This window comes from Candidatus Dormiibacterota bacterium (assembly GCA_035635555.1).
GTDB lineage: Bacteria > Acidobacteriota > Polarisedimenticolia > Gp22-AA2 > Gp22-AA2 > Gp22-AA3.
Genome location: DASQAT010000046.1, coordinates 55,360 through 78,606 on the forward strand (window position 1 = coordinate 55,360; position 23,247 = coordinate 78,606).

Below are 23,247 nucleotides of genomic sequence, written 5' to 3' on the forward strand. Positions count from 1 at the left end.
ATGCTCCCTTGTCTGCGAAGGGTCCCCTCGTGTGCGGCATAGCAGGCATCTTCCGCTTCGACGGCAGACCCATCGACGCGAGCGCGCTCGAGCGCATGAGGATCTCGACGCGGCACCGCGGTCCCGACGACGAGGGTCTTTGGTCTGAGGGTCCGGTCGGGTTCGCCCATAACCGATTGGCGATCATCGACCTTTCACCGGCCGGGCACCAGCCCATGCGCGACGCCGAGACTGGCAATATCGTGGTGTACAACGGCGAAATCTACAACTTCCGCGAGCTCCGCCGCGACCTGGAGTCGGAGGGATATGCCTTCCGCTCGCAGTGCGACACGGAGGTGCTTCTCCTCGCGTATCGTCGCTGGGGCGCGGCGTGCCTCGAGCGCTTCATCGGGATGTTCGCCTTCGCAATTTTCGACGTCAGCCGCCGCGAACTGTTTCTCGCCCGCGACCGGCTTGGCATCAAGCCGCTCTACTATTTTGCGGATGCCCGTCAGTTCGTGTTCGCGTCGGAGACAAAGGCGATCCTGCAGGCAGACGGAGTCGAACCCAGGATCGATCGACACGCACTTCCGGAGCTCGTCGCGTTCCGCTACCTGACCGCGGGCCGCACTCTGCTGCGCGACGTCCGTGAGCTGGAGCCCGGACACCAGCTCATCGTGAGCGCTACGGGTCTTCGTGCGCAGCGCTGGTGGGAGGTGCCCACCGCTGTCGCGGACCGGCAGCTCACGGCGATCCAATTCCAGGAGCGGCTGGAGGAGCATCTACAACAGAGCGTCCGTTACCGACTGATCGCCGACGTGCCGGTCGGTTGCGCCCTCTCGGGCGGCGTAGACTCCTCGCTCGTCACGGCGCTGGCCTGTGAGGCCGCCACATCGACCATGCGATCGTTCACGATTGGCTTTGCGGCAGCCGAGTTCGACGAGCGCCCCTGGGCCCGGACGGTTGCCCAGCGACTCGGCATCGAGAACTACAGCCAGGTGCTGGGTGAGGAGGAATTCCACGAGCGCCTTCCCCGCTTGACCTGGCATATGGACGAGCCGATCAACCATCCGAACTCGGTCGGAATCTGGCTGCTCGCGAGGCTGGCCCGCGAGAAAGTGACGGTGCTGCTTTCCGGAGAGGGCGGCGACGAGCTGCTGGGCGGATATGATCGCTTCCGGAGACTGCTGCGGCTGCGCCACCTGCGCGCCCGCGTGCCCGGCCTCGCGTGGCTCGCGCCCGTCCTCGCGCGGGTCCTCCGCGGAAGGGTCGGACGCGCCGCCATCGACCTCTCCCGCGACCCCGACGGCATCATCATCTGGTCGTCCGCCTTTCTCCCGAACAGCTTCGTGCGGACGCTCTTCGGGAGCGACGGGATCGAGCGCGCGGAGGAGTACCGGCGACCGCTGCTGCGCGCGGCACCGAGCGACGACCCCATCAATCGCCACCTGTACTACGAGCTGAAGACGTACCTTGTGTCCCTCCTCATGCGCATCGACAAGATGTGCATGGCACACAGCCTCGAGAACCGCGTGCCGCTGCTGGACCACCGTGTGGTCGAGTACGTCTTCCGCGCTCCCGGTGCGCTCAAGCTGGATCCCAAGCGGGGCAAGATTCCGCTGATAGCGCTGGCGGAGAAGCGCCTCGGCACCGACCTCTTTCGGCGCCCCAAGATGGGCTTCGGCTTGCCGGCCCCGTTTTTTCGGGGAAGCGGGCAGCGCCACCTTCGCGAGCTCATCGCAAGCCGTTCCTTCCGCGAGCGCGAGTGGTTCGATCCCCGCGCGCTCGACACGATCCTGCGCGCCTATGAGACGAATCCGGAGCTTTCCGCCGACAGTGTGTGGATTCTGGGGGCGCTCGAACTCTGGGCCCGCAATTTCATCGACAACCCGGGGGAGATCGCCGCTTGAGGCGCGGTCTGGCTGTACGCTGCTGAGCTCCACGATTGGCTCGCGTTGCGGCACGAGTCTGCAAACCATCCCGGGACTGCTCACGACGTTCTTGGTCGGGGGAGTCTACACAAGCCTGCTCGTGGTGAGGATGGAGTCCCTGCGGCATTGTTGACGGTCCCTCGCAGGCCCTGCTAGGATGCGCGTGAACAGACAAACCCAGCACGGCGCGCAACGATCCGGCGCGCCTTTCAGTCCCGGACGAACCGGCACGGCACGGCCGCGACCTCCGGCAGGATCGGGAGGCCGCAAGTATGCTGCCCTCGTGGGGCATCGATCGATTGAAGGTTGGTGCTCTTCCAGTCCTGCTCGCAGTTTCTTGCTCCGCCGTAATCGGCTTCGCCTTGACGCGGCCGACCATGCCAGCGGGCGTTCACGACAGCGATTCCGCTCTCTACATCGTCGAGGCGATCTCCCTGGAGCAAACCTCGCCCTGGGACGCGCGGCCGGAGTGGAACACGCTCGTGCGTCTGGCCGTCCTTCCCTGGGGCGGCCTGCATGTCGTCCTGCTCAAAATCGGCCTGTGGCTTTCCGGCCCGTCCCCCGATCCGTGCGAGTTTCGCGCCGGATCTCTGTACGGGTTCTGGTGCGCGGTTGGCGTGGCCTCGATACTTATCGCGGCCGTCCTCGGCGGCCTCTTGGCGGGTCGCTGGGGTGCCGTCATGGCCTCCGCGTTCGTCGCGGCGAGTGTTCCCCACGTAAGGATGTACACCCAATTCAACCAGATTGGTACGACCGCGTTCTTCTCGTTGCTGCTGTTGACGGCCGGCGCCTGGCGGGCGTCGTGTCCCGGTCGCACCAGCAGCGCCATCGGTCTTGGACTCATTGGCTTCCTCTATCCGTTCGCCGACAACATGGCGCTTGTGATGTGGCTCGCCTTCCCTGTGTACCTCTGGCTTGTCCTGCCGCATCCCGACCGGCGTGGCTTCGTGAGAGCGATCGCGCCATACGCGATCGGCTCATCCCTGGCGATCGCCGGGATGACCTGCCTGATCGGCCTGAGATGGGCGACGAGGGCGACCGTCTACGACTGTACGTTGATTCACCTCCTGGGGCGCGCAACGTCGATTGTGTCGCGTCCGACGCACGCACTCCTGGCCGGAGGGACCGCTGCGGTGACGCTCCGGACGGCGGCTTCGCTCCTCGGAACCGGAGGCGTCGTGGCCGTGGTGATGGCGGCGCTTTACGCCGCAGCACGGGTGCGCCGCCGGCGTGATCTATGCCTCGTGCCGGTGGCTCTGGCCTGCACTGTCCCGCTGCTGTTCGTGCCGCCCCACGCCACATTGGTCGGCGAGTATCTTCAGCCCGGACTGCAGCTCGTCCTTCTGGCGACCGGCGTGATCGCCGCCCATCTGTGGTCGACGACCGGGGGCGATGCGAAATGGATCCTGCCGGGCCGGATCGCAAGCGTGGCGTGTCTCGTTCTGATGCTCCTTTCGGCCCGCGGCGCGGCCCGTTCGGCGAGCCGTTCCGAGGCGGGCGAGACCTGGGCCACTTTGGGCCGGGAGCTGTCGACCTTGCCGGTCGACACGGTGATCGCCTCCACCACGGAGGAAGAGGTCGGCATCCTCTACACTGGCCGCCGCATCCTGACGCGAAACGACACCCTCCCGACCGATCTGGTGCCGTTCTTCGAGGCCTGGCCAGGACGGATCGACTATCTCGTGATCCGACCATCCGATCAGAACCAGTTCGCGGACGTGATCGCGAGGCACCGTCTCAGACTGATTGATACAGCCTCGGACGCCGGCCGGGACGAGTGGAGCGTGTTCGGCCTCCCCGCGGGAGGGCCGGGTGGAGGGCGTGCGGTCCTGTCGCGGGTGGACGCGAACTGCTGGCGACAGCCCTACATCCCCTACTCGTTCGACGCGGGCTGGCGCTACGCTCCCGGCAGCGTCCTGAGAACGTGGAGCACGGCGGGCTTTCTCCTGGGTGATCCCCGGCTTTGGGTCGAGTGGTCGCAGGCGACACGACTTCCTTACGCCCGGTTCGCGAAAACGACACCCGTGACACAGCCTCCCTCGCTCCCAGCGGCGCCGGGCCCGCCATGAGCTCAGCCCAGGTGATACAATTTCCTGGAGCATGCGGGGACTCCCCCTGCCGAAGGCCGATACAGTACTGCGCGGAATGAGAACCAGGGAAGGGTCACTCATGAAAGACGGACTCATCGTGATTGCGGGCGGGGGCGGGTTCATCGGCGGGCATCTGGTGGCGAGCCTTCGCAACCAGGGTTTTGCGCGGATCCGAGCCGTGGACATCAAACCCTTCGACGAATGGTACCAGGTGTTCCATGACGTGGAGAACCTTCGCCTGGACCTGCAGGACAAGGAGAACTGCTACACGGCCTGCAAGGACGCCGTCGAGGTCTATTGCCTGGCGGCCGACATGGGCGGCATGGGCTTCATCGAGAACAACAAGGCCCTGTGCATGCTCTCGGTGCTCATCAGCACGCATATGCTCCTGGCGGCCAAGGACTGTGGCGTGAAGCGGTATTTCTACTCCTCGTCCGCCTGCGTGTACAACGCCGACAAGCAGAGATCCGAGGATGTCGTCCCGCTGAAGGAAGCCGACGCCTATCCGGCCATGCCCGAGGATGGTTACGGCTGGGAGAAGCTTTTCGCCGAGCGGATGTGCTCGCATTTCCGGGAGGATTTCGGCCTGGAGACACGCGTGGCGCGGTTCCACAACGTCTATGGTCCCTTCGGCACGTGGGAGGGCGGGCGTGAAAAAGCCCCCGCCGCGGCCTGCCGGAAGGTCATCGAGGCGAAGCGGTCCGGCCGGCACGAGATCGAGATCTGGGGGGACGGCCGCCAGACCCGGAGTTTCATGTGGATCGACGACTGCATCAAGGGTATCGACCTGATCATGCACAGCGACATCCACGAGCCGCTGAACCTGGGCAGCGACGAGCTGGTGACGATCAACGGCCTTTACGACCTTGTCGAAGAGATCGCGGGCACCAGACTCCGGCGGGAATACAACCTCAGTGCGCCCAAGGGGGTCAACGGTCGCAACAGCGACAACACGCGGATCCAACGGCTCCTGGGGTGGGCGCCCGGCACGGCCCTGCGCGACGGCATGGAGAAGACCTACGCCTGGATTGACGAGCGATACGTCCAGAAGTACGGCCATTGAGTCGCGGGGCGGTCCGGCGGCCATAAGGAATCGCGTGGATGGACGGGAAGATCATGTTCGTGTCCTGGGGCGTTCCGCAGGGATGGATGGGAATGTCCGTGGTCACCCGCAATCTCGGCCGGCAGTTCACGGCCGACCAGATGATCATCGTCGGCGAGGAGCCGGACAAAGTGACGCCGATCGAGTGGAAGGACCCGCTGCCGCAGGTCTTCACGGTCGCCTCCACGATTACCTGGTCCTGCCGGGCTTCCAACTGGTGGCGCAGGCTCATGCTGCCCGTGATCTGTCTGCGGATGCTGCGGCTTGCCCGGAAGCATGACTGCCGCGCCATCGTGGCGACCTATCCCAACAGCGACTATCTGGTGGCCGGTTACCTGGTGGCGAAGTGGACGGGGGCGAAGTTCTTTCCCTACTATCACAATTTGTGGGTGGAGAATTGCCGGGGTCCGTCGCGAAAATTCACGGCCTGTCTCCAGGCGCGCATTTTTGAGCGGTCCACCCACGTGTTTCTCATGAGCGAGGGGATGGCACGGTTCTTCCGCCGGCACTATGGCGGTGTGGAATGCTCGGCGCTGGTTCACTCCTTCAACGGACCGCTTCCGGCCGACTCGCCACCTCCTCCACCCCAGCGGCCGTTACAGCTGATCACCTGCGGCAACATCAACGATTCCTGCCTGGATGCCACGCGCCGGATCTGCCAGGCCGTCGCCCAGACGCCGGACGTGCGGTATACGTTCCTGTCGGCCAGGCCGAGGGCCTATTACGAGTCGATGGGTCTGCTGACCGACAGGATCGGCTACGACACGGTCCCGGGCGACCAGGTCGTCCAGAGAATGAGTCAGGCGGACATCGCCATCCTCCCGCACGGATTCGTCGGCAACTATCCGCCGGCCGAATACGAGACGATGTTCCCGACCAAGACGATCGAATTCCTTTTGAGCGGCCGCCCGATCCTGGCGCACAGCCCTCCGGATTCTTATCTGACGCATTTCCTCAAAGAGCACGAATGCGCTCTGGTCGTCGACACTCCGGATGTCTCCGCGGTGGCCGCAGCGATCGAGCGCCTGCGCGGCGATGTGGTCCTGCGACAGAAGCTGGTGCGCCGGGCCCTCCGCGCGGCCAGGCAATTCTCCGCCCCAATCGTGGCGGCGCACTTCCGACAGGTGGTTTGCGGCGACTCGGCGCCGGCGGCGGGCGCGTAGATTCCACTCTGGCCGCGGTCCAATATCGCCGTAAAGGCCCCGCGTTTCACATGGACTGAACTAGGACAGCATCTGGATTTGGCGGGACGCCAGGCACTATAATCCGCCTGGCTTGAGGCGGGACAGCGTATAGGAATGACGGGACCCGCGCGAGTCTCACGCACCGCCCACGAGGATTCTCGACCCGGACATGGGGGTCCCCACGGTGTTTTCCCGACAGGGCCTCCGATCGCGATACCTTCCAACCCTATCCACCCGTAGAGAATGATCCAGACTCCGAGTGCCTTGCGTTCCGCTCTGACGGTTTCGGCGGTGCGCGTCCTCAACATGCTGTTGTTTCTGGTGCTGGGCGTCATGTCGGCGGCCTACTTCGGCACGAGCCTGCAGAAGGACTGCTATCTCATCGCGCAGACAATCCCGGGACTGCTCACGACGCTCTTGGGCGGAGGAATCTACGGCAGCCTACTCGTGGTGCTGAACGAGATAGGTGCCCGGCGCGGCTCGAACGGGCAGATAGCGTTCACCAGGACGACCCTGGCGCAACTCACCCTGGTCCTCCTGCCGTTCCTGCTCCTGACCTTCGCCATCCCGGATGCAATCGTCGGGCTCCTGGCCCCCGGGTTGGGGGGCGAGCGGCTGCAGCTGAGCGGTCGGCTCCTGCAGCTCACGGCCGGTGGCGCGGTGCTTGCGACGTGCCTCACCGTCACCCGTTGCATGTACGAGACACGCCAGCAGTTCTTCGTCCCCTGCGTGCTCACCTTGCTCGTCCCGCTCGGCACCATCGTCGTCATGGTGACGTTGGTGGAAAGGGCGGGCATTTTTGTCCTGGCATTGGGGCCGCTGCTGGGGACAGCAGCGGCGGTGGGGCTCCTCCAGGTCCTGGCGCGGCGCGTCCTGAGGGACCCGACCGGATTCGTGCCGACGCCGGAACGCCCCGCCGAGCGGCGCGAGTGGCGACGCCGGTTCTGGATGTCCCTCATTCCGTTGAGCATCGGGGCAAACTTCGGGCAGATCAACCTCCTCGTCGACAACGCCTTCGCCTCGTTCCTGCCGGTGGGCAGCATCTCTGCGCTCGGGTTCGCGTTCGTCCTCGTCTCGAACCTGCGGCTCCTGACGGTCGGCTCCATCGACTTCATCGCGCTTCCGAGGATGGCCGGGGCCACCCTGCGGAGCCCGTCCGAGCTGCGGGAGACCGTCCGTTGGACCATGCGCCACATGGTCCTGATCACCGCACCCTTCACGGCCGGTGCTCTGGCCTTCGGCGTGCCGATTGTGCGCATGCTGTTCCAGCGCGGAAAGTTCACTCCGCAGGATACGGTGAGCGTCGCGGTGCTCCTGGCCTTCTACGCCCCCGAGCTGACGCTGACGGGGATGGTCGCGGCCCTGACGATGGTGCTCCTCGTCCGCAAGCGCTTCGCTCTGCTGGCCTGGACATCCGGCGGCGCGATCCTTGCCAACGCCCTTCTCGATTACATCCTCATGGGGCTCTTCGGCGTCAAGGGCATCGCACTAGCCACGTCCTGCACCAGCCTTTTGCACGTGCTGCTCCTCGTTCCGTTGATTCGCGGGGAAGTGTCGGGCCTCCTGGGTGCGGACGACCTGCGATTCCTGCTCAAGATCTTCGTCTGCGCGGCGAGCATGGCCCTGCTCACCCTGGGCTGGGCCTGGGTCTTCGAGCATCTGGTGGACCCCACGTGGGAGATGGGGCGTGCTCTCGAGGTCGGCGTCGGCCTGGCCCTGGGAGCCATCGCCTACGCCGTCCTGCTCTTCCTGGCCGATGTCGCGGAGGCGCGCGACCTTCTCATCAGAACCGTCGGTAGAATCCCCTTCCTGGTCCGGCGGTAAGGAGCTGTCCGGAGACTTGGTAGATGCAAGCCGCTGGCCCGCGCTCCTCTACCGCCTCGCGCTCCAGGGAATCGATGTCCCGGCCACGGTTCTCATGGGCTTGGTCAAGTCGGACCTCGGCGTGCGGCCTCAGTACGCCCGTGGCATCTGGACCTGGCGCCCGATGTGGCCGCTCGCCAATTCCTCGTAGATGGCCATGATTGCTCGCGCATGGCGCTCCGCCGCGAACCGATCGACGACCGAGATACGTGCCGCCCGCCCCAAGGCCCCCCGACGGCTACGGTCATTGAGGAGAGAAACGATGGCAACGGCCAGATCCTCCGCCCGCGGGGGAGGCGGGATCAGGATTCCGTTCTCGTCGTGGCGGATGAGGTCGAGGATTCCCTCGACGGCGACGGACACGACCGGTCTGGCCATGGCCATCGCCTCGATGATCGTCCTGCCGAACGACTCCGTGTGCGAAGGCAGCGCGACGACGTCCATGGCCGACAGGAGCGAGCGCACATCGTGGCGCGACCCGAGGAAACGGATGCGATCGCCGAGACCCTGACGGTCCGCCTCCAGGCGGAGGAGCCGCAGGTGGTCGATCGCCTGCCCGAAACCGAGCAGCCGCCGGAGTCTGCTCTTCCAGGTTGATTGCGCCGAGAGGGTCCGCGGACGATCGTCTCCCCCTACGATCAGGAAGTGCGCGGAGGGAATCTCCCTGAGCACGAGCGGCATGGCCCGCAGCAGATCGAAGGCTCCCTTGCTCGGGAACAGCTTTCCGACGAAGCCGACGACGGGCGCATCCAAGGGGAGACCCAGTTTGTGGCGGGCGGAGGCGCCGTCGATGGTCGGATCGAATCCTCTCAAATCGACCGCGTTGTGGATGACCTGCACCGGAACGTCCGCGTCTTGAAAGGGCTCGGCGGCTGCCTCGGAGACGGCGACGATGCGGGAGGCCGAGTGAAGAATGATCCGGCGCGCCAGGCGCGCCCAGAAGCCCTGAGCGAGGATTTCGCGCACGTGCCAGACGACCGGCAGACCGAGGAGTCCCGCCGAAAGGCCGGCGGTCAGCGCGACGATCGAGTTCACATGCACGATGACCCCATGCCCGGCCCGGAGGCGACGCAGGAACAAGATTTCACCCGGCAGGGCCGCGACCGCCCTGGCGGCATTCAGGGTCTGGAGGCCCCATCGGCGCCAGCGTGCCGGATCGCGTTCGATGGCGCCCAGCACGAAGGTGGGGTCGAGACCCTCGAAGAGATGCATCCGGTGGACAACCACCCGGGCTCCTCGCTCTTCCCACCGCCGCACCATGGGACCGTCGTTGCACGTCCAGACGAGCGACCGAAAGCGGCCGGTGTCCAGATGCGTGAGCAAGACGTCCAGGCTGAATCCAGTCCCTCCCGTGCCGCTGCCGTTCTGCACGTAGATCACGTTGAGGGGAGCCCCCTCGCTCACGCGGTGACTCGCTGATCAGTTGCCAGGGCGGCGGCGCCCGCGTCGAGGACCTGGCGCTGCCACAGCTCCAGTGCCGCGAGCGCCCAGACCTGGTGCCAGGGAACGGCACCGCGAAGGAATCCTTCTACAAGTCCGGCAACGGCCTCGGGTCGGAACAGCCCCCGCCGCTGCACCGACGCCTTGGCGAGCAGGTCCTCCACGGCGGGCCGGAGAGCGCCTTTCATCCACGAGGCCATGGGCAGGTGAAATCCGCTCTTGGGCCGGTCTTCGTAACCGGCCGGCAGAAGATCGCGCACGGATTCTATGAGGATCCGCTTCGCGCCGATCTGGCGATAGCTGGCCTCCCGTTCACCACCGGGTGGGGCGGTATCCGTGGGTTGATACTTGTAGGAGCCCGGCAGGGCGTAAGCGAACTCGACGAGTCGATGGTCGAGCAGGGGCACTCTCACCTCGAGCGAGTGTGCCATGCTCATTGCGTCCATGTCCCTCAGCAGACACTGCGCCATGTAGCCCCTGAGGTCGAGCCGGCTGACACGCGCGATCAGGTCATGGGCGCATGGGTCGTCGAGGGAGCCCAGGTAGTCGGAGGCAAGCCGTCCGATCGGGGCCGATGCCGCCAATCCAGGGGTGCAGAGTGCGCGCTGTTGCGCCGGCGGGAACAGGGTGCGTGACAGACCGTAGCGCGTGACGAAACCGTGCTGCACGCGGGCCCAGTCCACATACCGATCCAGAGTCGTTCCCCGGAACCAGGGCTCGATCAGGTTACCTGTCGCCGCAAGAGCCGCCTTGATCTCCCGTTGGACCCTGTGGGGCCATCCCCCGTTCCGGTACTCCCAGTGGAGCCGCCAGAAGTGTGGGTAGCCGGCGAATAGCTCGTCCCCACCGACTCCCATCAGCGCCACGGTCACGCTTGTGCGTGCCACCTGCGAGACGACATAGCTGTTGATCCCATCGATAGAGGGTTGGTCGAGGGCCCGGCCGAGGCGATCGACGATTGCCGCCGCGTCGCGGCCGGTCACGATGCGGCGCGTGTGGTCCGTTCCCAGATGCTTGGCCAGAAGGGCCGCTTCGTCGGTCTCGTCCAAGTCTTTTCCGGCCTCATCGAAGCCGACGGAGAAAGTCCTGACCGGCCCTGAGCGGGCCTCGGCCATCAGAGCCACGACGGCCCCCGAGTCGATCCCGCCGCTCAGGAAGGCACCGATCGGCACGTCGCTGATCAGCCGCAGGCGGATGCTCTCTGTCAGGAGGGCGCGGAGCTGCGCGGCCGCCTCCCGCTCTCCTGCGAGGGGAGAGGCCGGCCGGTCGCTGCCCGTCGGCAGATCCCAATAGCGTCTCACCGTCAGGCGATCCTTCTCCAGGGTCAGGTGATGCCCGGGCTGCAACGCCTGCACGCCTTCGATCAGCGTATGGGGTGAGGGGATGTAGCCGAAGGTCAAGTACATCGCCAGCCCCTCCATTGAGAGGCGATTCTCCACAAGGCCACTGGCCAGGAGGGCCTTCAACTCGGAAGCGAAGACCAGCCTGCGGCCGTTCCACACGAAGTAGAGGGGCTTGATGCCCAGGCGGTCCCGTGCCGCAAACAGGCGCCGATCCCGGGCATCCCAGACGGCGAACGCGAACATCCCGCGGAGGCGATCGACGCACGCGGGGCCCAACTCCTCGTACAGGCGCAGGATCACCTCGGTGTCCGTGTGCGATCGGAAACGAAGTCCTTTCGCCTCAAGTCGACGGCGCTCCTCCCCGAAGTTGTAGACCTCGCCGTTGTGGACGATCCACAGAGAGCCGTCATCGGTGCCCATCGGCTGGTGGCCGGCTTGGGACAAGTCGAGGATCGCGAGGCGCGTCATTCCCAGCCCGGCGCCTTCGTCGAGGTAAGCGCCCCGATCGTCGGGACCGCGGTGGCGCATGGCGTCGCAGGCCCGATCGATCGCGGCGGGCACCGGCTCACCCACGACTCCGAAAATGCCGCACATCGCCTGTTCTCCCTCTCCCGGCGCGCCGAAGATCCGTTCTGCGCCTATTCTACCGTCAGCGCGGAGCCGGCCCCGGCGTCCCATGCGGCCCGTGGCCGCCCCCGCTCCCCCGTGCGTCCGCGTCGATCAGCAGCGACGCGAACAGGGACTCCCACTGAGAGCGCACCTGATCCCAGCTGGAGCGCTCGGCGAGGCGCCGGCCCGCTGCGGACAGGCGACCGGCCAGATCGGGATCGCGCAGGAGGCGTCGAATCGCCTCGACCATCGCCTCGACGTCGCCGTCGGGAGTCAGCAGCGCGGTCTCCCCATCCTTCAGCAGGTCCGCGATACCTCCGACGGTCGTGCTGACCACCGGGAGCCCCAGCGCGCCCGCCTCGAGGACCGCGACGGGCATGTTGTCGACGTGGCTCGTGTTGATGAAGATGTCGGAGGCGGATCCCTCGCGCAGTTTGCGCTCCATGTCGAGGAAGCCGGGGAGACGTACCGCGTCGCCGAGACCACGATCCCGTGCGTGGCGTTCCACGTCAGCCTGCATCCCCTTGTCCTGGCCCCCCATCACCAGAGTCGCATCGGGATGGGTCGTTCGAAGACGTTCGAGCACGTCCACCGCCATGAGCGGGTTGTACACGGGATGAAACGAGCGCATCCAGAAGAGACGGGGCCCGAGCACGCTCCGAAGGCGGAACGGGTAGAGCCTGATGTTGAGCACGTTCGGAATGACTCCGCAACGAAGGCCGTAGGGCTCGAGGGCCCGTGCGAGAAACGGGGAGGGGGCGACGATTGCATCCGCCCTCCTCAGGACGCGTCGCGTCCAGCGCGGGAAGGACGCCATGAACTCAGGCATGGCTCCGCCGTGCAGCATCATGACGATCCGGTGGCGGGAGCGGAGCGCGATCAGGCTGGCCACGTCCTCGACGACAAAACTGGCCCCCCCGTAGACATGCAGGAACAGGATGTCGATCCGTCGACGCCGCCTGAGAAGCGTCCAGGTGATGTCCAGCAGACGCGCATAGCGGTTGGGGGAGGCGGACACGGCGGTCACGTCGTAGCCGGCGTCGCGGAAATGCCGTGACAGCCACACACCCTGGGTGACGACGTATCCGTGGCGGCTCCCGGCGAGCGGGCCGACGAAGCAGAGGCGGGGGCGTCCTTCCGCCTTCGAGGTCACGGTCATCCTCCTCCAGGGGCCGTCGCGTGCGCCGGCGTCCGGCCTGATGTCCGCGGTGGCCGCGCCCGGTGGCGGCCGCTCAACGCCACGCGTCGGACCGGGGTCGCGTCTCTCTCGGACAGAACCGATCTCTCAGGTGAAAGCGGAATGCCCGGTCAGGGCCTCGCCGAGGATGAGGGTGTGGATGTCGTGCGTCCCCTCGTAGGTGTAGACCGACTCGATGTTGCACAGGTGCCGGCCGGCCTGGTACTCATCGGTGATGCCGCTGGCGCCGAGGATCTCCCGCGCGAGGCGGGCGCACTCGCGCGCGACCCAGATGTTGTTCCGCTTCCCGAGGGAGATCTGGGTGGGCGTCACTTTCGCCTCGTCCTTCAGGCGGCCGAGACGCAGCGCCAGGAGCTGCGCCTTGGTGATCTCGCTGGCCATCCACACCAGCCTCTCCTGCTGGATCTGAAAGGCGGCGATCGGCTTCCCGAAGACGACACGCTCCTTGGCGTGTGTCAGGGCCTCCTCGAACACCGCCTGCGCCGACCCGATGCCGCCCCAGGCGATGCCGTAGCGTGCCTGGTTGAGGCACTGCAGCGCGGACTTGAGGCCGTTCGTGCCGGGCAGCAGGCACGCGGCCGGGATGGCGCAATCCTGGAGCACGAGCTCGGAGGTCACCGAGGCCCGGAGCGAGAACTTCCCACCGTGGTCCCGCGTGGAGAAGCCTGAGGTCCCTCGCTCCACGAGGAAACCGCGGATCGCCCCGTCGTCGCACTTCGCCCACACGATGGCGACGTCGGCGATCGATCCATTGGTGATCCAGGCCTTGGCGCCGTTCAGCACGTAGCGATCGCCTTTGCGGGCGGCGCGTGTCCGCATGCCTGCCGGATCACTACCGGCGTCCGACTCGGTCAGACCGAAGCATCCGATGGCCTGACCCCTGGCCATGGCCGGAAGCCAGCGTTCCTTCTGCTCGTCGGAGCCGAACGTCAGGATGGGGTACATGCACAGGGCGCCCTGGACGGACACGAACGACCGCAGGCCGCTGTCGCCCCGCTCCAGCTCCTGCATGATGAGCCCGTACGCGACATTGTTCAGCCCGGCGCACCCGAATCCGTGCAGATTCGACCCGAGCAGACCGAGCGCCGCCATCTCCGGGACGAGGTGGGCCGGGAACGTCCCGGCGCGGAAATGGGACTCGATGATCGGCAGGACCCGGTCGCCGACGAAGGCGCGCACCGTGTCGCGCACGAGACGCTCGTCGTCGCTGAGCAGGTCGTCCAGCGCGAGGAAGTCGAGCGGTTGGTAGGGGCGCTTCATGGGAGGTCAGGACTCGACCGGCTCGAGCAACAGGGCGATCCCGAGCCCGCCGCTGATGCAGAGCGTGGCCAGACCGCGCCGCGCCTTGCGCCGTCGCATCTCGTGGATCAGGCTCGTGGTGATGCGCGCTCCGGTCGCGCCGATGGGGTGGCCCAGGGCGATGGCACCGCCGTTCACGTTGGTGCGCGCCAGATCGAACCCGAGATCGCGCTGGCAGGCCAGCACCTGGGAGGCGAAGGCCTCGTTGATCTCGATGAGATCCAGATCGTTGATCGTGAGCCCGGTCCGGCTCAAGAGCTCACGAACCGCGGGGACGGGGCCGATCCCCATCATCGCCGGATCGACCCCCGCCGAGCTGGAAGCCACGACGCGGACCAGGGGGTGCACACCCAGGCGGGTCGCAGCGGCTGCAGACAGAACGATCATGGCGGAGGCGCCGTCGACCAGACCGGAGGACGATGCGGCATGGACCGTGCCGTTCTTCTTGAACACGGCCGGCAGGGTCGAGAGGGATTCCGCCGTCACTCCGTCTCGAGGATGCTCGTCCGCCGAGACCACGATTTCGCCCTTCGCCCCGGCGATCACTACAGGCACGATCTCGTCGGCGAAACGGCCCTCCTTGCGGGCACGCTCGCAGCGCTGTTGCGACTCCGCCGCGAAGGCGTCCTGCTCGGCGCGCGTGATCCGGTAGTGCTCGGCCAGGGTCTCGGCGGTCTCGCCCATGATCTGGTCGCAGAGCGGGCACAGGAAACCATCCCGGTACATCGCGTCGGTAACGCGCTGGTGTCCGATCTTGTAGCCGAAGCGCGCGCCCTCCAGCAGGTAGGGAACGCGGCTCATCGATTCGGCCCCGCCCGCCAGCACCACCTGGCGATCGCCGGCGGCGATCGACTGGCAGGCGCTGACGATGGCACGCAGCGAGGACCCGCAGGCCATGTTCACGGTGTAGGCCGGGGACGTGTCGGGGACACCCGCACGGCGCGCAATCTGGCGGGCGGGATTGGGGCCCACCCCGGCCGGCCGGGCGTTCCCCATGATGGTCTCCTCGATGTCCGAGGGCGTCAGGGCGGCACGGTCGATGGCCGCACGGGCCGCCACCGCACCCAGCTCGGGAGCGGTGAGTGACGACAGGGAGCCGCCGAATTTCCCCAGAGGGGTCCGGACGGCGCCCGCGATGACGATCTCAATTACGCCGCTCATTTCCAACGAATCCCTTGTCCGCCGAGCGCTCAGGAAGAACATACGATAGCACGGTCCACCTCATTCGAAGCCGCGCCCCGCGGGTTGACGGTGCCTCGCGCGTTTTGGTACGATTCTCGCTCCAAGCGAAAAAGTCCGCACACCGCGCGGTGATCGGCAATGGTCCTTCCACCCGCACAATCGGGCCAGGCAAAGGGCGAGCTGCGGCAGGAGCGGGCTTCGGGTCGGGAGGCCGCGAACGTGCTGCCGCGGTGTCGTGTTGATGACCGTCATGCCAGGATGGTCCGGTTCCGGGCGGCCCGTCCCGGCTCAACGCCCCTCTCCCACCCACGGACGCGTTCGTCCATTCCCTCGCGCGCGGAAACCCTGAAGCAGCGCTCCGCGCGGACTGCAGCGTCGGGGCGGTCGTGAACGACCTGCCAGTCGGAGAGCCCGGCTTGCCGGACCGGGTGCGCCCGCTCCTGATCATCGTGGCCTACGAGGCCGAGCCGCACCTGCCCGAACTGATCGGGCGCCTGGCGCAGGTGGAGGGGATGAAGGAGCGCTGGTTCATCCTCTTGCTCGACGATTCGTCCGGCGATCGTACGAGCGATCGTGCGAAGGCGCTGTTTGCAGAACATGGGTTCTCCGGATGGCGGGTCGTCCGAAACGATGAGAATCAGGGCTACGGTGGAAACCAGAAGGTGGGCTACCGGTACGCCCTGAAGGTCGGCGGGTTCACTCATGTGGCTCTTCTGCACGGAGACTGTCAATATCCTCCGGAGGCCTTGCCCGTGATGCTGGGCGAGGCGATCAAGACCGGGGGGGACGTGGTGCTGGCCTCCCGCATGTGGAGCATCCGCTCCGCCCGTCGTGGAGGGATGCCGCTCTACAAGGTCGTCGGGAACCGCGTGCTGACGTGGATCCAGAACCGACTGACCGGCAGGCGCTTGAAGGAATATCACACCGGCATGCGAATGTATTCCACCGACTTTCTTGCACGGGTCCCTTTCGAGTTGAATTCCGACGGCTTCGATTTCGACACGGAGATCCTGCTCCAGGCTTTTTATCTCGACGCCGGGGCGAGCGAAATCAAGATCCCGACCCGATATGCCGGAGAGGTCTGCCGGGTTCCCGGGATGCGGTATGCCTGGGGGGTCCTGCGGAGCAGCCTCGATTTCTGGCTTCAGACCCACGGCATGGGCTGCTCGCTCAGGTTCCGTGACCTGCAGGGTCGCCGGACGCTGTACGTGGACAAGACGCGTTTCGAAGGCTCGGCCCACGAAGCGGCCCTGCACTGCATCCGGGAGTCCCGGCCGCAGGCTGTGCTGGACCTGGGCTGCGGTGAGGGCTTCGTCGGCGCGCGCGCGAAAGAGTCCTTCCCTCATCTCCGGTACGATGGAGCGGATCGGGCGCCGCTTCGTCCCACGGCGTGCGACAGGTACTGGCCCTGCGACCTCGATCGCGGCCTTCCGCCCACCAATCCATTCGACTACGACATGGTCCTGTGTCTCGACGTGCTCGAGCACCTCAGCGAGCCGGAGACCTTCCTGTTGCGCCTGCGCGAGTCCAGGAGGGGCGGCAAGGACACGCTCTTCGTGTTTTCGACGGCCAATGTGGCCTTTCTTTCGATCCGCCTCGGACTGCTGCTCGGACGCTTCGAGTACGGGGACCGGGGCATTCTCGATATCACGCACAGGCGCCTGATGACGCGCGGCTCGTTCAAGCGGCTCATCCGCGAAACGGGGTTCGTCGTCGAGAGAAGCCAGGGGACGCCCGTCCCGTTGCAGTTGGTCTTCGGGGACGGACGTCTGACCCGCTGGATGACCCAGTTGTGGAGGGTCCTGGCCCTGCTCTTCCCGGGTCCGTTCTCGTTCCAGACGGTGATCGTGGCGCGTGCCCGGCGCGCGATACCGGACGTCGCCCTGACGACGGAAGAGCAATCCGCGTCCCCGACTCCCGAAAGACGCGTGGCCCGGGGAGCCGGCCGGCGCTGAGGCGCGGGTCGGTCGCCGCCCGACAGGCCTGTACGGCGGAAGGAACCCGAGGCCCGACGGCTCCGGTGTTTGACTGTCCGTTCGCCGTCTGCTAACGTCCGCTGCCCATGAGCCGCTCGCTCGTCGCCGTGGTTCTCCCGATGGTGCTGGCCTTTCCGGTGTTCGCGGGCGAGGGCGGTCCGCGTCTCCCGGTGCTCGGACTCGGGTACGAGTATGACCTGAGCGGTGAGCGGGAGGAGTTTCTCCTGCCCGATCCGATCGAGGACCCCTCCATCGCGGCGGACCATCCCTTGTACGTGCGCATCCGTGCGCCCTGGGGCCTGCTCGAGCCGCGGGCCGGACAATACGACTGGAGCGAAGTCGATCGGATCGTCGACCCGTATCGCTCGGCGCGCTTCGACGTGACGCTCTGCTTGTACGGACCGAATACGGCCGTCGACTCGTCCGCAGCGGTCCCATCGCCGGGCCGGTCGGCAATCCTCAAGAGCTGGCTCGATTTCACCCGCGCGGCCGCGCTGCATTTCAAGGGGCGCGTGAGGTACTACGAGATCTGGGACCGACCGAACCGCGCACCCGGCTGGCCAATCGACAGGGTGGCGGAGTTTGCGTACGTCCTGAAGAACACCTCAGTCGTGATCCGTTCCGTCGACCCCGGGGCCCTGGTGGTGCAGGGGGCCCTCGCCCTTGGGGCGGACACTCTCGACGAAGACCTGGCGTGGCAGAAGGCCCTGTACGAGCAGGGGACCGCCACCTATGTCGACGTGCTGCCCGTGCGTCCGCCGCCGGCCGTCCCCGTCGAGAGGGTCGTATCGCGGGCCTACGATCTCATGCTGGAGAGCGACCCCTCGGCGCAGCTCTGGGTGGTCGGCGCGCCGCTGGAGGGACCGGACGACCGGGGGCGTGCGGCGGACCTGCTCGGCAAGTTCATCGTGACGCAGGGAGAGGGCGCCGCCGTGGTGAGCTTCGACCTCGAGGCCGACGTCAACGGGCAGCCGGAATTCCCGGGCGTCCTCCTCGACCTCCACCGGCTTTTCCTGCCGACGTACACGCGCGTCACGGGGACCGGCGCGGTGCTCGAGGCGTCCGCCGACGCCGGATCGCGTACCGTCCAGGGGGTCACGTCCTACTCCTTCTTCGATGCGGACTCGTTCCAGGGGCTGATCGGATTCTTCGCACGCCCGCCGGTTGAGGAGCGTGGTGGGCGTCTCGTCATTCCAACCGCGGCGGTGCGCGGTGTGGCGATCTACGACATCATCGGAGGGTCCGCAGGTCCGCCGGGCGGACCGGTGGAGCCGGACTTCAAGAGCAACACGACCCGCGTGCCGGTGCCCCTTTACGCGCGGCCGCTGGTCCTCCTGTATTCGCGGGTTCCAATCAAGGGCTTCGAGGCGGAAAAGGAGCAGGTGCAGATCAAGGGCACGGGGTTGATCACGGCCGAAGAGATCATGGCCGCGCACCAGGCGTTCATGGTGGACCAGAGATATCGGCTCCAGAACTACCGCGCCGACGCCCTGCTGACGTACCACGGGAAGGTCGGGGGCAGCAATACAATTGACGTGAGTTTTGACAATGCGTTTTTCTGGGACCCTGCGATGGGGGCCGAGTGGCAGCAACGTGCCCTCTATTATAACGGCGTGCTCTGGAGGGGCAAGAAGCTGCCGGAACTCCCCATTCCTCAACCCGAAAAGGTGTTCACGCTTCCTCTGGACATCAATCTCAACAAGGACTACGCCTATCAGTATGTCGGTCGGGACAAGGTCGGAGAATTCGACTGTTATGTCGTGGATTTCAAGCCGATCGATCGCACCAAGACGCTCTATGAAGGTCGCGCCTGGATTGAGACACGCACGTTTGCGCCGGTGAAGACGTCGACGGTGCAGACGAACCTGTCGGCGCCCGTCGTCTCAAACGAGGAAAACGACATGTTCTCGCCGCTCGCCGGACCCGACGGATCCACCTATTGGATTCTGACCCGCGTCGAGGGGCAGCAGATTCTGACCTTCGTCGGTCAGAATCTGGTCCTCTTGCGCGAGATCGGCTTCAAGAATGTCCGGATCAACGATCCGGGATTCGCGGCCGCGAGGGAGGGGGCGTACCGCTCCGACAGTCAGATGCTGCGCGACACCGACAAGGGGCTTCGCTACCTGGAGCGCACGGAGGGTGGCGGACGGGTGGTGAAGGAGGGCTTGCAGAAATCGGCCCTCCTGGGGCTCGCCGGCCTCTACCGTCAGCCGGGGCTCGATTATCCTGTCCTGCCGCTCGCCGGGGCCGGCTACTTCAATTTCGACGTCGGCGGCCACAACACGCAACTGACCGCATTCATCGCCGGCGTGATCAACCTGTTTTCCCTGACCGATCCACACGTGTTCGACAAGAAGATCGACGCCACCGTGCAGGTGGTCGCGCTGGCCGTGAACATTACCGACCAGCTCTTCGTGCAGGGAAAGGCTCTTCCCGAGAGCAACGTGGACGTGCGCGACCAGAGCGTCTCGGGCTCGCTGGGGGCGCCGATCGGGAACTTCATGAGACTCAAGGCGACGTACGAGCTGGAGTACGCCAACCACAGTCGCGACAAGAAAACAAAGACGTTTGTGGTTCCCTCCGACACCTTCATCCAGTCACCGGGTCTCGCGTGGGAGTTCAACAGGGCCGCCTGGACGGTGAGCGCGGCCGCGCAGAAGAACTATCGCAGCACATGGGAGCCGTGGGGCGACGACACGCTCCCCTGTCCGTCGCCCGGGTCCTGTCTGGGAGAGTTCGATCCCTCCCAGAAGAACTACGAGACGTACGAGTACAGCGTCGCCAAGCAGGTGTTCCTGCCGCTGTTCCAGAAACTTCGCTTCGAGGCGATCTGGCAGAACGGCTCGCGCCTCGACCGGTTCAGCGAGTTCCAGTTCTCCTTCTTCGGAAATCGCGTGCGCGGGTTCTCCGGGTCGGGCGTGCGCTACGACCAGGGGGGGATCGGGCGCGCGCAGTATGCCTTCAACCTCGCCAACGTCGTTCGTTTCGAGGCCTCCCTCGATCACGCCTACGTCCGCGACGGCCTCACCTCGGAGGACTTCCACCGGTTCACGGGATTCGGGATCTCGGGGAACACCATGGGTCCGTGGGAGACCCTCCTGCAGTTCGACATCGGCGTGGCCCTGCAGTCCGACTTCGAACGCCTCCGGGGCGGCACGGAGTTCCAGATCGCCCTGTTGAAGTATTTTTGACGGCTCGCCGACCGGCGCGGGCGGTCGCGCCTCGAAGAGTCCTGAGGACCGGGGGATGCGTTGAACACGGGCGGCGGGGAGTGCCTGGACAACGCACGGAGTTCGGCGGCACCGGCGACCCGCCCGCGGTGTACGATGGAACACGGCGTATGGCGCGCGGGCGCCAGCCGGACACGAGCATGAAAGGGTCATGGATTACGAGCATCTGGAGCGCTACTACGATCTCGGACAGTCCTACTGGTGGCTGGTCGGCAAGTACCGGATCGTGACCGACGTCGTCCGGCGCAATTTCCCGCCGAAGGTCGCCGGCCGCGCACCGCGGATTCTCGACCTGGGCTGCGGGCCTGGGAACCTGCTCGATTATCTTGCGCCCCACGGCGATACCTTCGGCACCGACTACTCGCAGGACGCCCTGCGATTCTGCGCGGGGCGGGGCTTCAGACGCATGTTCCGCGCGGACTTCCAATCGCTGCCCTTGCGCGAGGAGAGCTTCGACCTCATTACGTGCATCGACGTCCTGGAGCATCTCATCGACGATCGACGGGCCATCCGCGAGCTGGTGCGTGTCCTGCGGCCCGGCGGGGTGCTGGTCGTGAGCGTCCCGGCCTTCATGTTCCTGTGGGGAGATCACGACACGATGTACGGCCATCATCGCCGCTACACGACCGGACAGCTCCGCGAGCGTCTCGAAGCCGCCGGCCTCAGGGTGCGCAAGCTCAGCTATTTCCAGCCGCTCTTCATGCTGCCGCTGCTGCTCTACCGCAACCTCAAGAAATTCATCGGAAGCCGGGAGGGGAGCCTCGAGACGCGCGACGATTTCGTGAAGCTTCCCGGGCCGGTCAACGCGGCGCTCAGCCACCTGCTGGCGGCCGAGCGTTTTCCGCTGCGTTTCCTAAGCTTCCCTTTCGGCGTGACCGTGCTGGCCGTGGGATCGAAGTCCTGACCCAGGCGAGTGCAGGGACCGGGTCATCGAGCCGCGGACGTCGGGGGCCTGTCGCAACAGGAGACCGGCGGACGTGCGAGACCCTCGCCGATGCGCTCGCGCACCGTGGCGATCAGAGCGTCCTTGGTGTCGAGCGTGTAGTCCGCGGTGAGAACGGGGGCGCCGAAGACGACCTCGATCGTGCCCGGTCTCACGCGCAGACTCCCCTTGGGAAGGACATCGCGCCCGCCCCGAATCGAGACCGGGACCACGGGTACACCCGCCTGCAGGGCCAGGATGAAGCCACCCTTCTTGAAGGGAAGCAGGCGACCATCCGGGCTGCGCGTCCCTTCGGCAAACACGATGACCGAGACGCCCCGTCGAATGATGCGCAACGTCCTCCCCAGCCGGCGGATGGCCTTTTCGCGGTCGGTCCGATCGATGAAGATGAATCCCGCGAGCCAGAGGGCCCAGCCGAATATCGGGATATAGAGAAGCTCGCGCTTGGCCACGATTCGAAAATCCGTCGGCATGGCGACGACCAAAGCGGGAATGTCGAACTGGCTCTGGTGATTCGCGACGTAAATGCAGGGGACATCCGGGGAGAACTCCGAGTGAAACACCGCCCTGCTGCGAACTCCATAGGTCTTCAGGATCAGCCAGGACCAAAAGCGGGCCAGGGGAATCAAGGCCGATCCTCCGGGCACCAGCAGGCAGAGGACGATCCCCAGGCTCGCGAGGACAGCCGTAGAGATGATCACAATCATCAGCCTGAGAAGATACAACGAGCCTCCCGCATGAGGCCCTGCAGTATAGTCTGGCCCGCTTCCTGTCTCGTCCGGAGGAGGGCTGCGATGCGGCACAAGGGGTCTCACGGTGTCGGGCGCCGCCCGTCAGGGCGCAACGTGGCGACCCACGGGACCGGGTGGGGGTCGTGACTCCGGATCTCTGCGTCGTCGTGCCGGCCTACAATGAGGAGAAGAATCTTCCCGTTCTGCTCGAAGAGCTCGGGGCCGCGCTCGGTCCCACCGGGATCGCCTTCGAGGTCCTGTTCGTGGACGATGGGAGCCGCGACCGCACCGTCGATGTCATTCGCGGGCTGGTCGCGAGCCACACGAACGTCCGGGCCGTCATCCTCAGCCGAAACTTCGGACATCAGGCGGCCGTCTCCATCGGGCTTCAATACGCGCGCGGTCGCGCCATTGCCATCATGGACGCCGACCTGCAGGATCGACCCAGCGATCTGGTCCAGCTCCATCGCCGCTATCTGGAGGGGGCCGAGGTCGTCTACGCGGTCCGCCGCACGCGACCGGAGAACCTGTTCAAGCGCGCCGCCTACACCGTCTTCTATAGGATATTGACCCGGCTGGCGAGCGTCCCGATTCCCGTCGACTCCGGCGACTTCTGCGTCATGGGCGGGGAGTTCGTGGCGCGATTGAATCGGCTGCCCGAGAGATTGCGCTACGTCCGGGGCCTGCGCGCCTGGGTTGGCGGACGTCAGGTGGGCGTTCCTGTCGATCGCGATGCCCGCCGGAGCGGCCGACCGCAGTATACGTTCACGAAGCTCTGTCGCCTCGCCCTCGATGGAATGATTTCATTCTCCTACGTCCCGCTGCGTCTCGCGTCGATGCTCGGTCTCGCGATATCCGGCCTGGCCTTCATCGGGTTTCTCGTCGTCCTGACCTGGAAGCTGATGGGGATCCTCCCCCGCGGCGCCGGAGTGGCGACGATCGCCCTCTCCGTTCTGTTCATCGGCGGCGTGCAACTCCTCACACTCGGCATCCTGGGCGAGTACATCGGCCGCATCTTCGATGAGGTGAAGGCGAGGCCGATCGCCATCGTCAGCGAACTCCTGGGTGACGATGTGTCTCCAGAGGACAGGTCCAGGGCATTGCGATGACCCGGCGGTCGGCAGCGGGCCGGGCGGGCGGGTCGCCT

Annotated in this window: 15 protein-coding genes; 9 read left to right on the forward strand and 6 right to left on the reverse strand. The window is 66.1% G+C overall.

Going from position 1 to position 23,247, the window contains the following annotated elements:
• Positions 1 to 8: 8 nt before the first annotated feature.
• From asnB (VEW47_12955) to VEW47_12975, 5 genes are all read left to right on the forward strand, one after another.
• Positions 9 to 1,889 (forward strand): asparagine synthase (glutamine-hydrolyzing), encoded by a 1,881-nt coding sequence (gene asnB, locus VEW47_12955; GenBank protein HYS06094.1) that lies wholly within the window; start codon positions 9 to 11, stop codon positions 1,887 to 1,889.
• A gap of 398 nt (positions 1,890 to 2,287) precedes the next feature.
• Positions 2,288 to 3,979 carry a hypothetical protein gene (locus tag VEW47_12960; protein ID HYS06095.1) on the forward strand — a complete coding sequence of 564 codons (1,692 nt, stop codon included), beginning with the start codon at positions 2,288 to 2,290 and terminating at the stop codon, positions 3,977 to 3,979.
• Between the two features lie 100 nt (positions 3,980 to 4,079).
• On the forward strand, positions 4,080 to 5,063 hold the full coding sequence (locus tag VEW47_12965) for an NAD-dependent epimerase/dehydratase family protein (GenBank protein ID HYS06096.1): 984 nt from the start codon (positions 4,080 to 4,082) through the stop codon (positions 5,061 to 5,063).
• Positions 5,064 to 5,101: 38 nt separating this feature from the next.
• The gene (locus tag VEW47_12970) at positions 5,102 to 6,265 is read left to right on the forward strand and encodes a hypothetical protein (GenBank protein ID HYS06097.1); all 1,164 of its coding nucleotides are present in this window, start codon (positions 5,102 to 5,104) and stop codon (positions 6,263 to 6,265) included.
• Between the two features lie 285 nt (positions 6,266 to 6,550).
• Positions 6,551 to 8,110 (forward strand): oligosaccharide flippase family protein, encoded by a 1,560-nt coding sequence (locus VEW47_12975; GenBank protein ID HYS06098.1) that lies wholly within the window; start codon positions 6,551 to 6,553, stop codon positions 8,108 to 8,110.
• A gap of 129 nt (positions 8,111 to 8,239) precedes the next feature.
• On the opposite strand, the gene VEW47_12980 is transcribed toward VEW47_12975, so the two are convergent.
• From VEW47_12980 to VEW47_13000, 5 genes are all read right to left on the reverse strand, one after another.
• On the reverse strand, positions 8,240 to 9,553 hold the full coding sequence (locus VEW47_12980; GenBank protein HYS06099.1) for a glycosyltransferase family 4 protein: 1,314 nt from the start codon (positions 9,551 to 9,553) through the stop codon (positions 8,240 to 8,242).
• Positions 9,550 to 11,526, reverse strand: a complete 1,977-nt coding sequence (asnB, locus tag VEW47_12985; protein ID HYS06100.1) for an asparagine synthase (glutamine-hydrolyzing) — start codon at positions 11,524 to 11,526, stop codon at positions 9,550 to 9,552. Before asnB (VEW47_12985) ends, VEW47_12980 begins: the two co-directional genes overlap by 4 nt.
• A gap of 55 nt (positions 11,527 to 11,581) precedes the next feature.
• A complete protein-coding gene (locus tag VEW47_12990) occupies positions 11,582 to 12,694 on the reverse strand; it encodes a glycosyltransferase family 4 protein (protein HYS06101.1) in 1,113 nt (370 codons plus the stop codon).
• A gap of 132 nt (positions 12,695 to 12,826) precedes the next feature.
• Positions 12,827 to 13,999: an acyl-CoA dehydrogenase family protein gene (locus VEW47_12995; protein ID HYS06102.1), complete on the reverse strand. Its 1,173-nt coding sequence runs from the start codon at positions 13,997 to 13,999 to the stop codon at positions 12,827 to 12,829.
• A gap of 6 nt (positions 14,000 to 14,005) precedes the next feature.
• Positions 14,006 to 15,199, reverse strand: coding sequence for an acetyl-CoA C-acetyltransferase (locus VEW47_13000; protein HYS06103.1), 1,194 nt, complete (start codon positions 15,197 to 15,199; stop codon positions 14,006 to 14,008).
• 407 nt (positions 15,200 to 15,606) lie between these two features.
• Between VEW47_13000 and VEW47_13005 the strand changes: the two genes are divergently transcribed.
• From VEW47_13005 to VEW47_13015, 3 genes are all read left to right on the forward strand, one after another.
• The gene (locus VEW47_13005) at positions 15,607 to 17,175 is read left to right on the forward strand and encodes a glycosyltransferase (protein ID HYS06104.1); all 1,569 of its coding nucleotides are present in this window, start codon (positions 15,607 to 15,609) and stop codon (positions 17,173 to 17,175) included.
• A 107-nt stretch (positions 17,176 to 17,282) separates the two neighbouring features.
• Positions 17,283 to 20,387 (forward strand): hypothetical protein, encoded by a 3,105-nt coding sequence (locus tag VEW47_13010; GenBank protein HYS06105.1) that lies wholly within the window; start codon positions 17,283 to 17,285, stop codon positions 20,385 to 20,387.
• A gap of 190 nt (positions 20,388 to 20,577) precedes the next feature.
• Entirely contained in the window at positions 20,578 to 21,330 is a 753-nt protein-coding gene (locus tag VEW47_13015) for a class I SAM-dependent methyltransferase (GenBank protein HYS06106.1), read from the forward strand.
• 23 nt (positions 21,331 to 21,353) lie between these two features.
• Here VEW47_13015 and VEW47_13020 read toward each other — a convergent pair whose 3' ends face one another.
• Positions 21,354 to 22,094: a lysophospholipid acyltransferase family protein gene (locus VEW47_13020; protein ID HYS06107.1), complete on the reverse strand. Its 741-nt coding sequence runs from the start codon at positions 22,092 to 22,094 to the stop codon at positions 21,354 to 21,356.
• 149 nt (positions 22,095 to 22,243) lie between these two features.
• On the opposite strand from VEW47_13020, the gene VEW47_13025 reads away from it, so the two are divergent.
• Entirely contained in the window at positions 22,244 to 23,209 is a 966-nt protein-coding gene (locus tag VEW47_13025; protein HYS06108.1) for a glycosyltransferase family 2 protein, read from the forward strand.
• Positions 23,210 to 23,247 lie beyond the last annotated feature (38 nt).

What these genes read in the sequence shown, in the direction of transcription:
- VEW47_12965 (HYS06096.1), top strand. Translation starts at nt 4,080, where the DNA reads ATGAAAGACGGACTCATCGTGATTGCGGGCGGGGGCGGGTTCATCGGC.
- asnB (HYS06100.1), bottom strand. Translation starts at nt 11,526, where the DNA reads ATGTGCGGCATTTTCGGAGTCGTGGGTGAGCCGGTGCCCGCCGCGATC.
- VEW47_12970 (HYS06097.1), top strand. Translation starts at nt 5,102, where the DNA reads ATGGACGGGAAGATCATGTTCGTGTCCTGGGGCGTTCCGCAGGGATGG.
- VEW47_12995 (HYS06102.1), bottom strand. Translation starts at nt 13,999, where the DNA reads ATGAAGCGCCCCTACCAACCGCTCGACTTCCTCGCGCTGGACGACCTG.
- VEW47_12960 (HYS06095.1), top strand. Translation starts at nt 2,288, where the DNA reads ATGCCAGCGGGCGTTCACGACAGCGATTCCGCTCTCTACATCGTCGAG.
- VEW47_13015 (HYS06106.1), top strand. Translation starts at nt 20,578, where the DNA reads ATGGATTACGAGCATCTGGAGCGCTACTACGATCTCGGACAGTCCTAC.
- VEW47_13000 (HYS06103.1), bottom strand. Translation starts at nt 15,199, where the DNA reads ATGAGCGGCGTAATTGAGATCGTCATCGCGGGCGCCGTCCGGACCCCT.
- VEW47_13010 (HYS06105.1), top strand. Translation starts at nt 17,283, where the DNA reads ATGAGCCGCTCGCTCGTCGCCGTGGTTCTCCCGATGGTGCTGGCCTTT.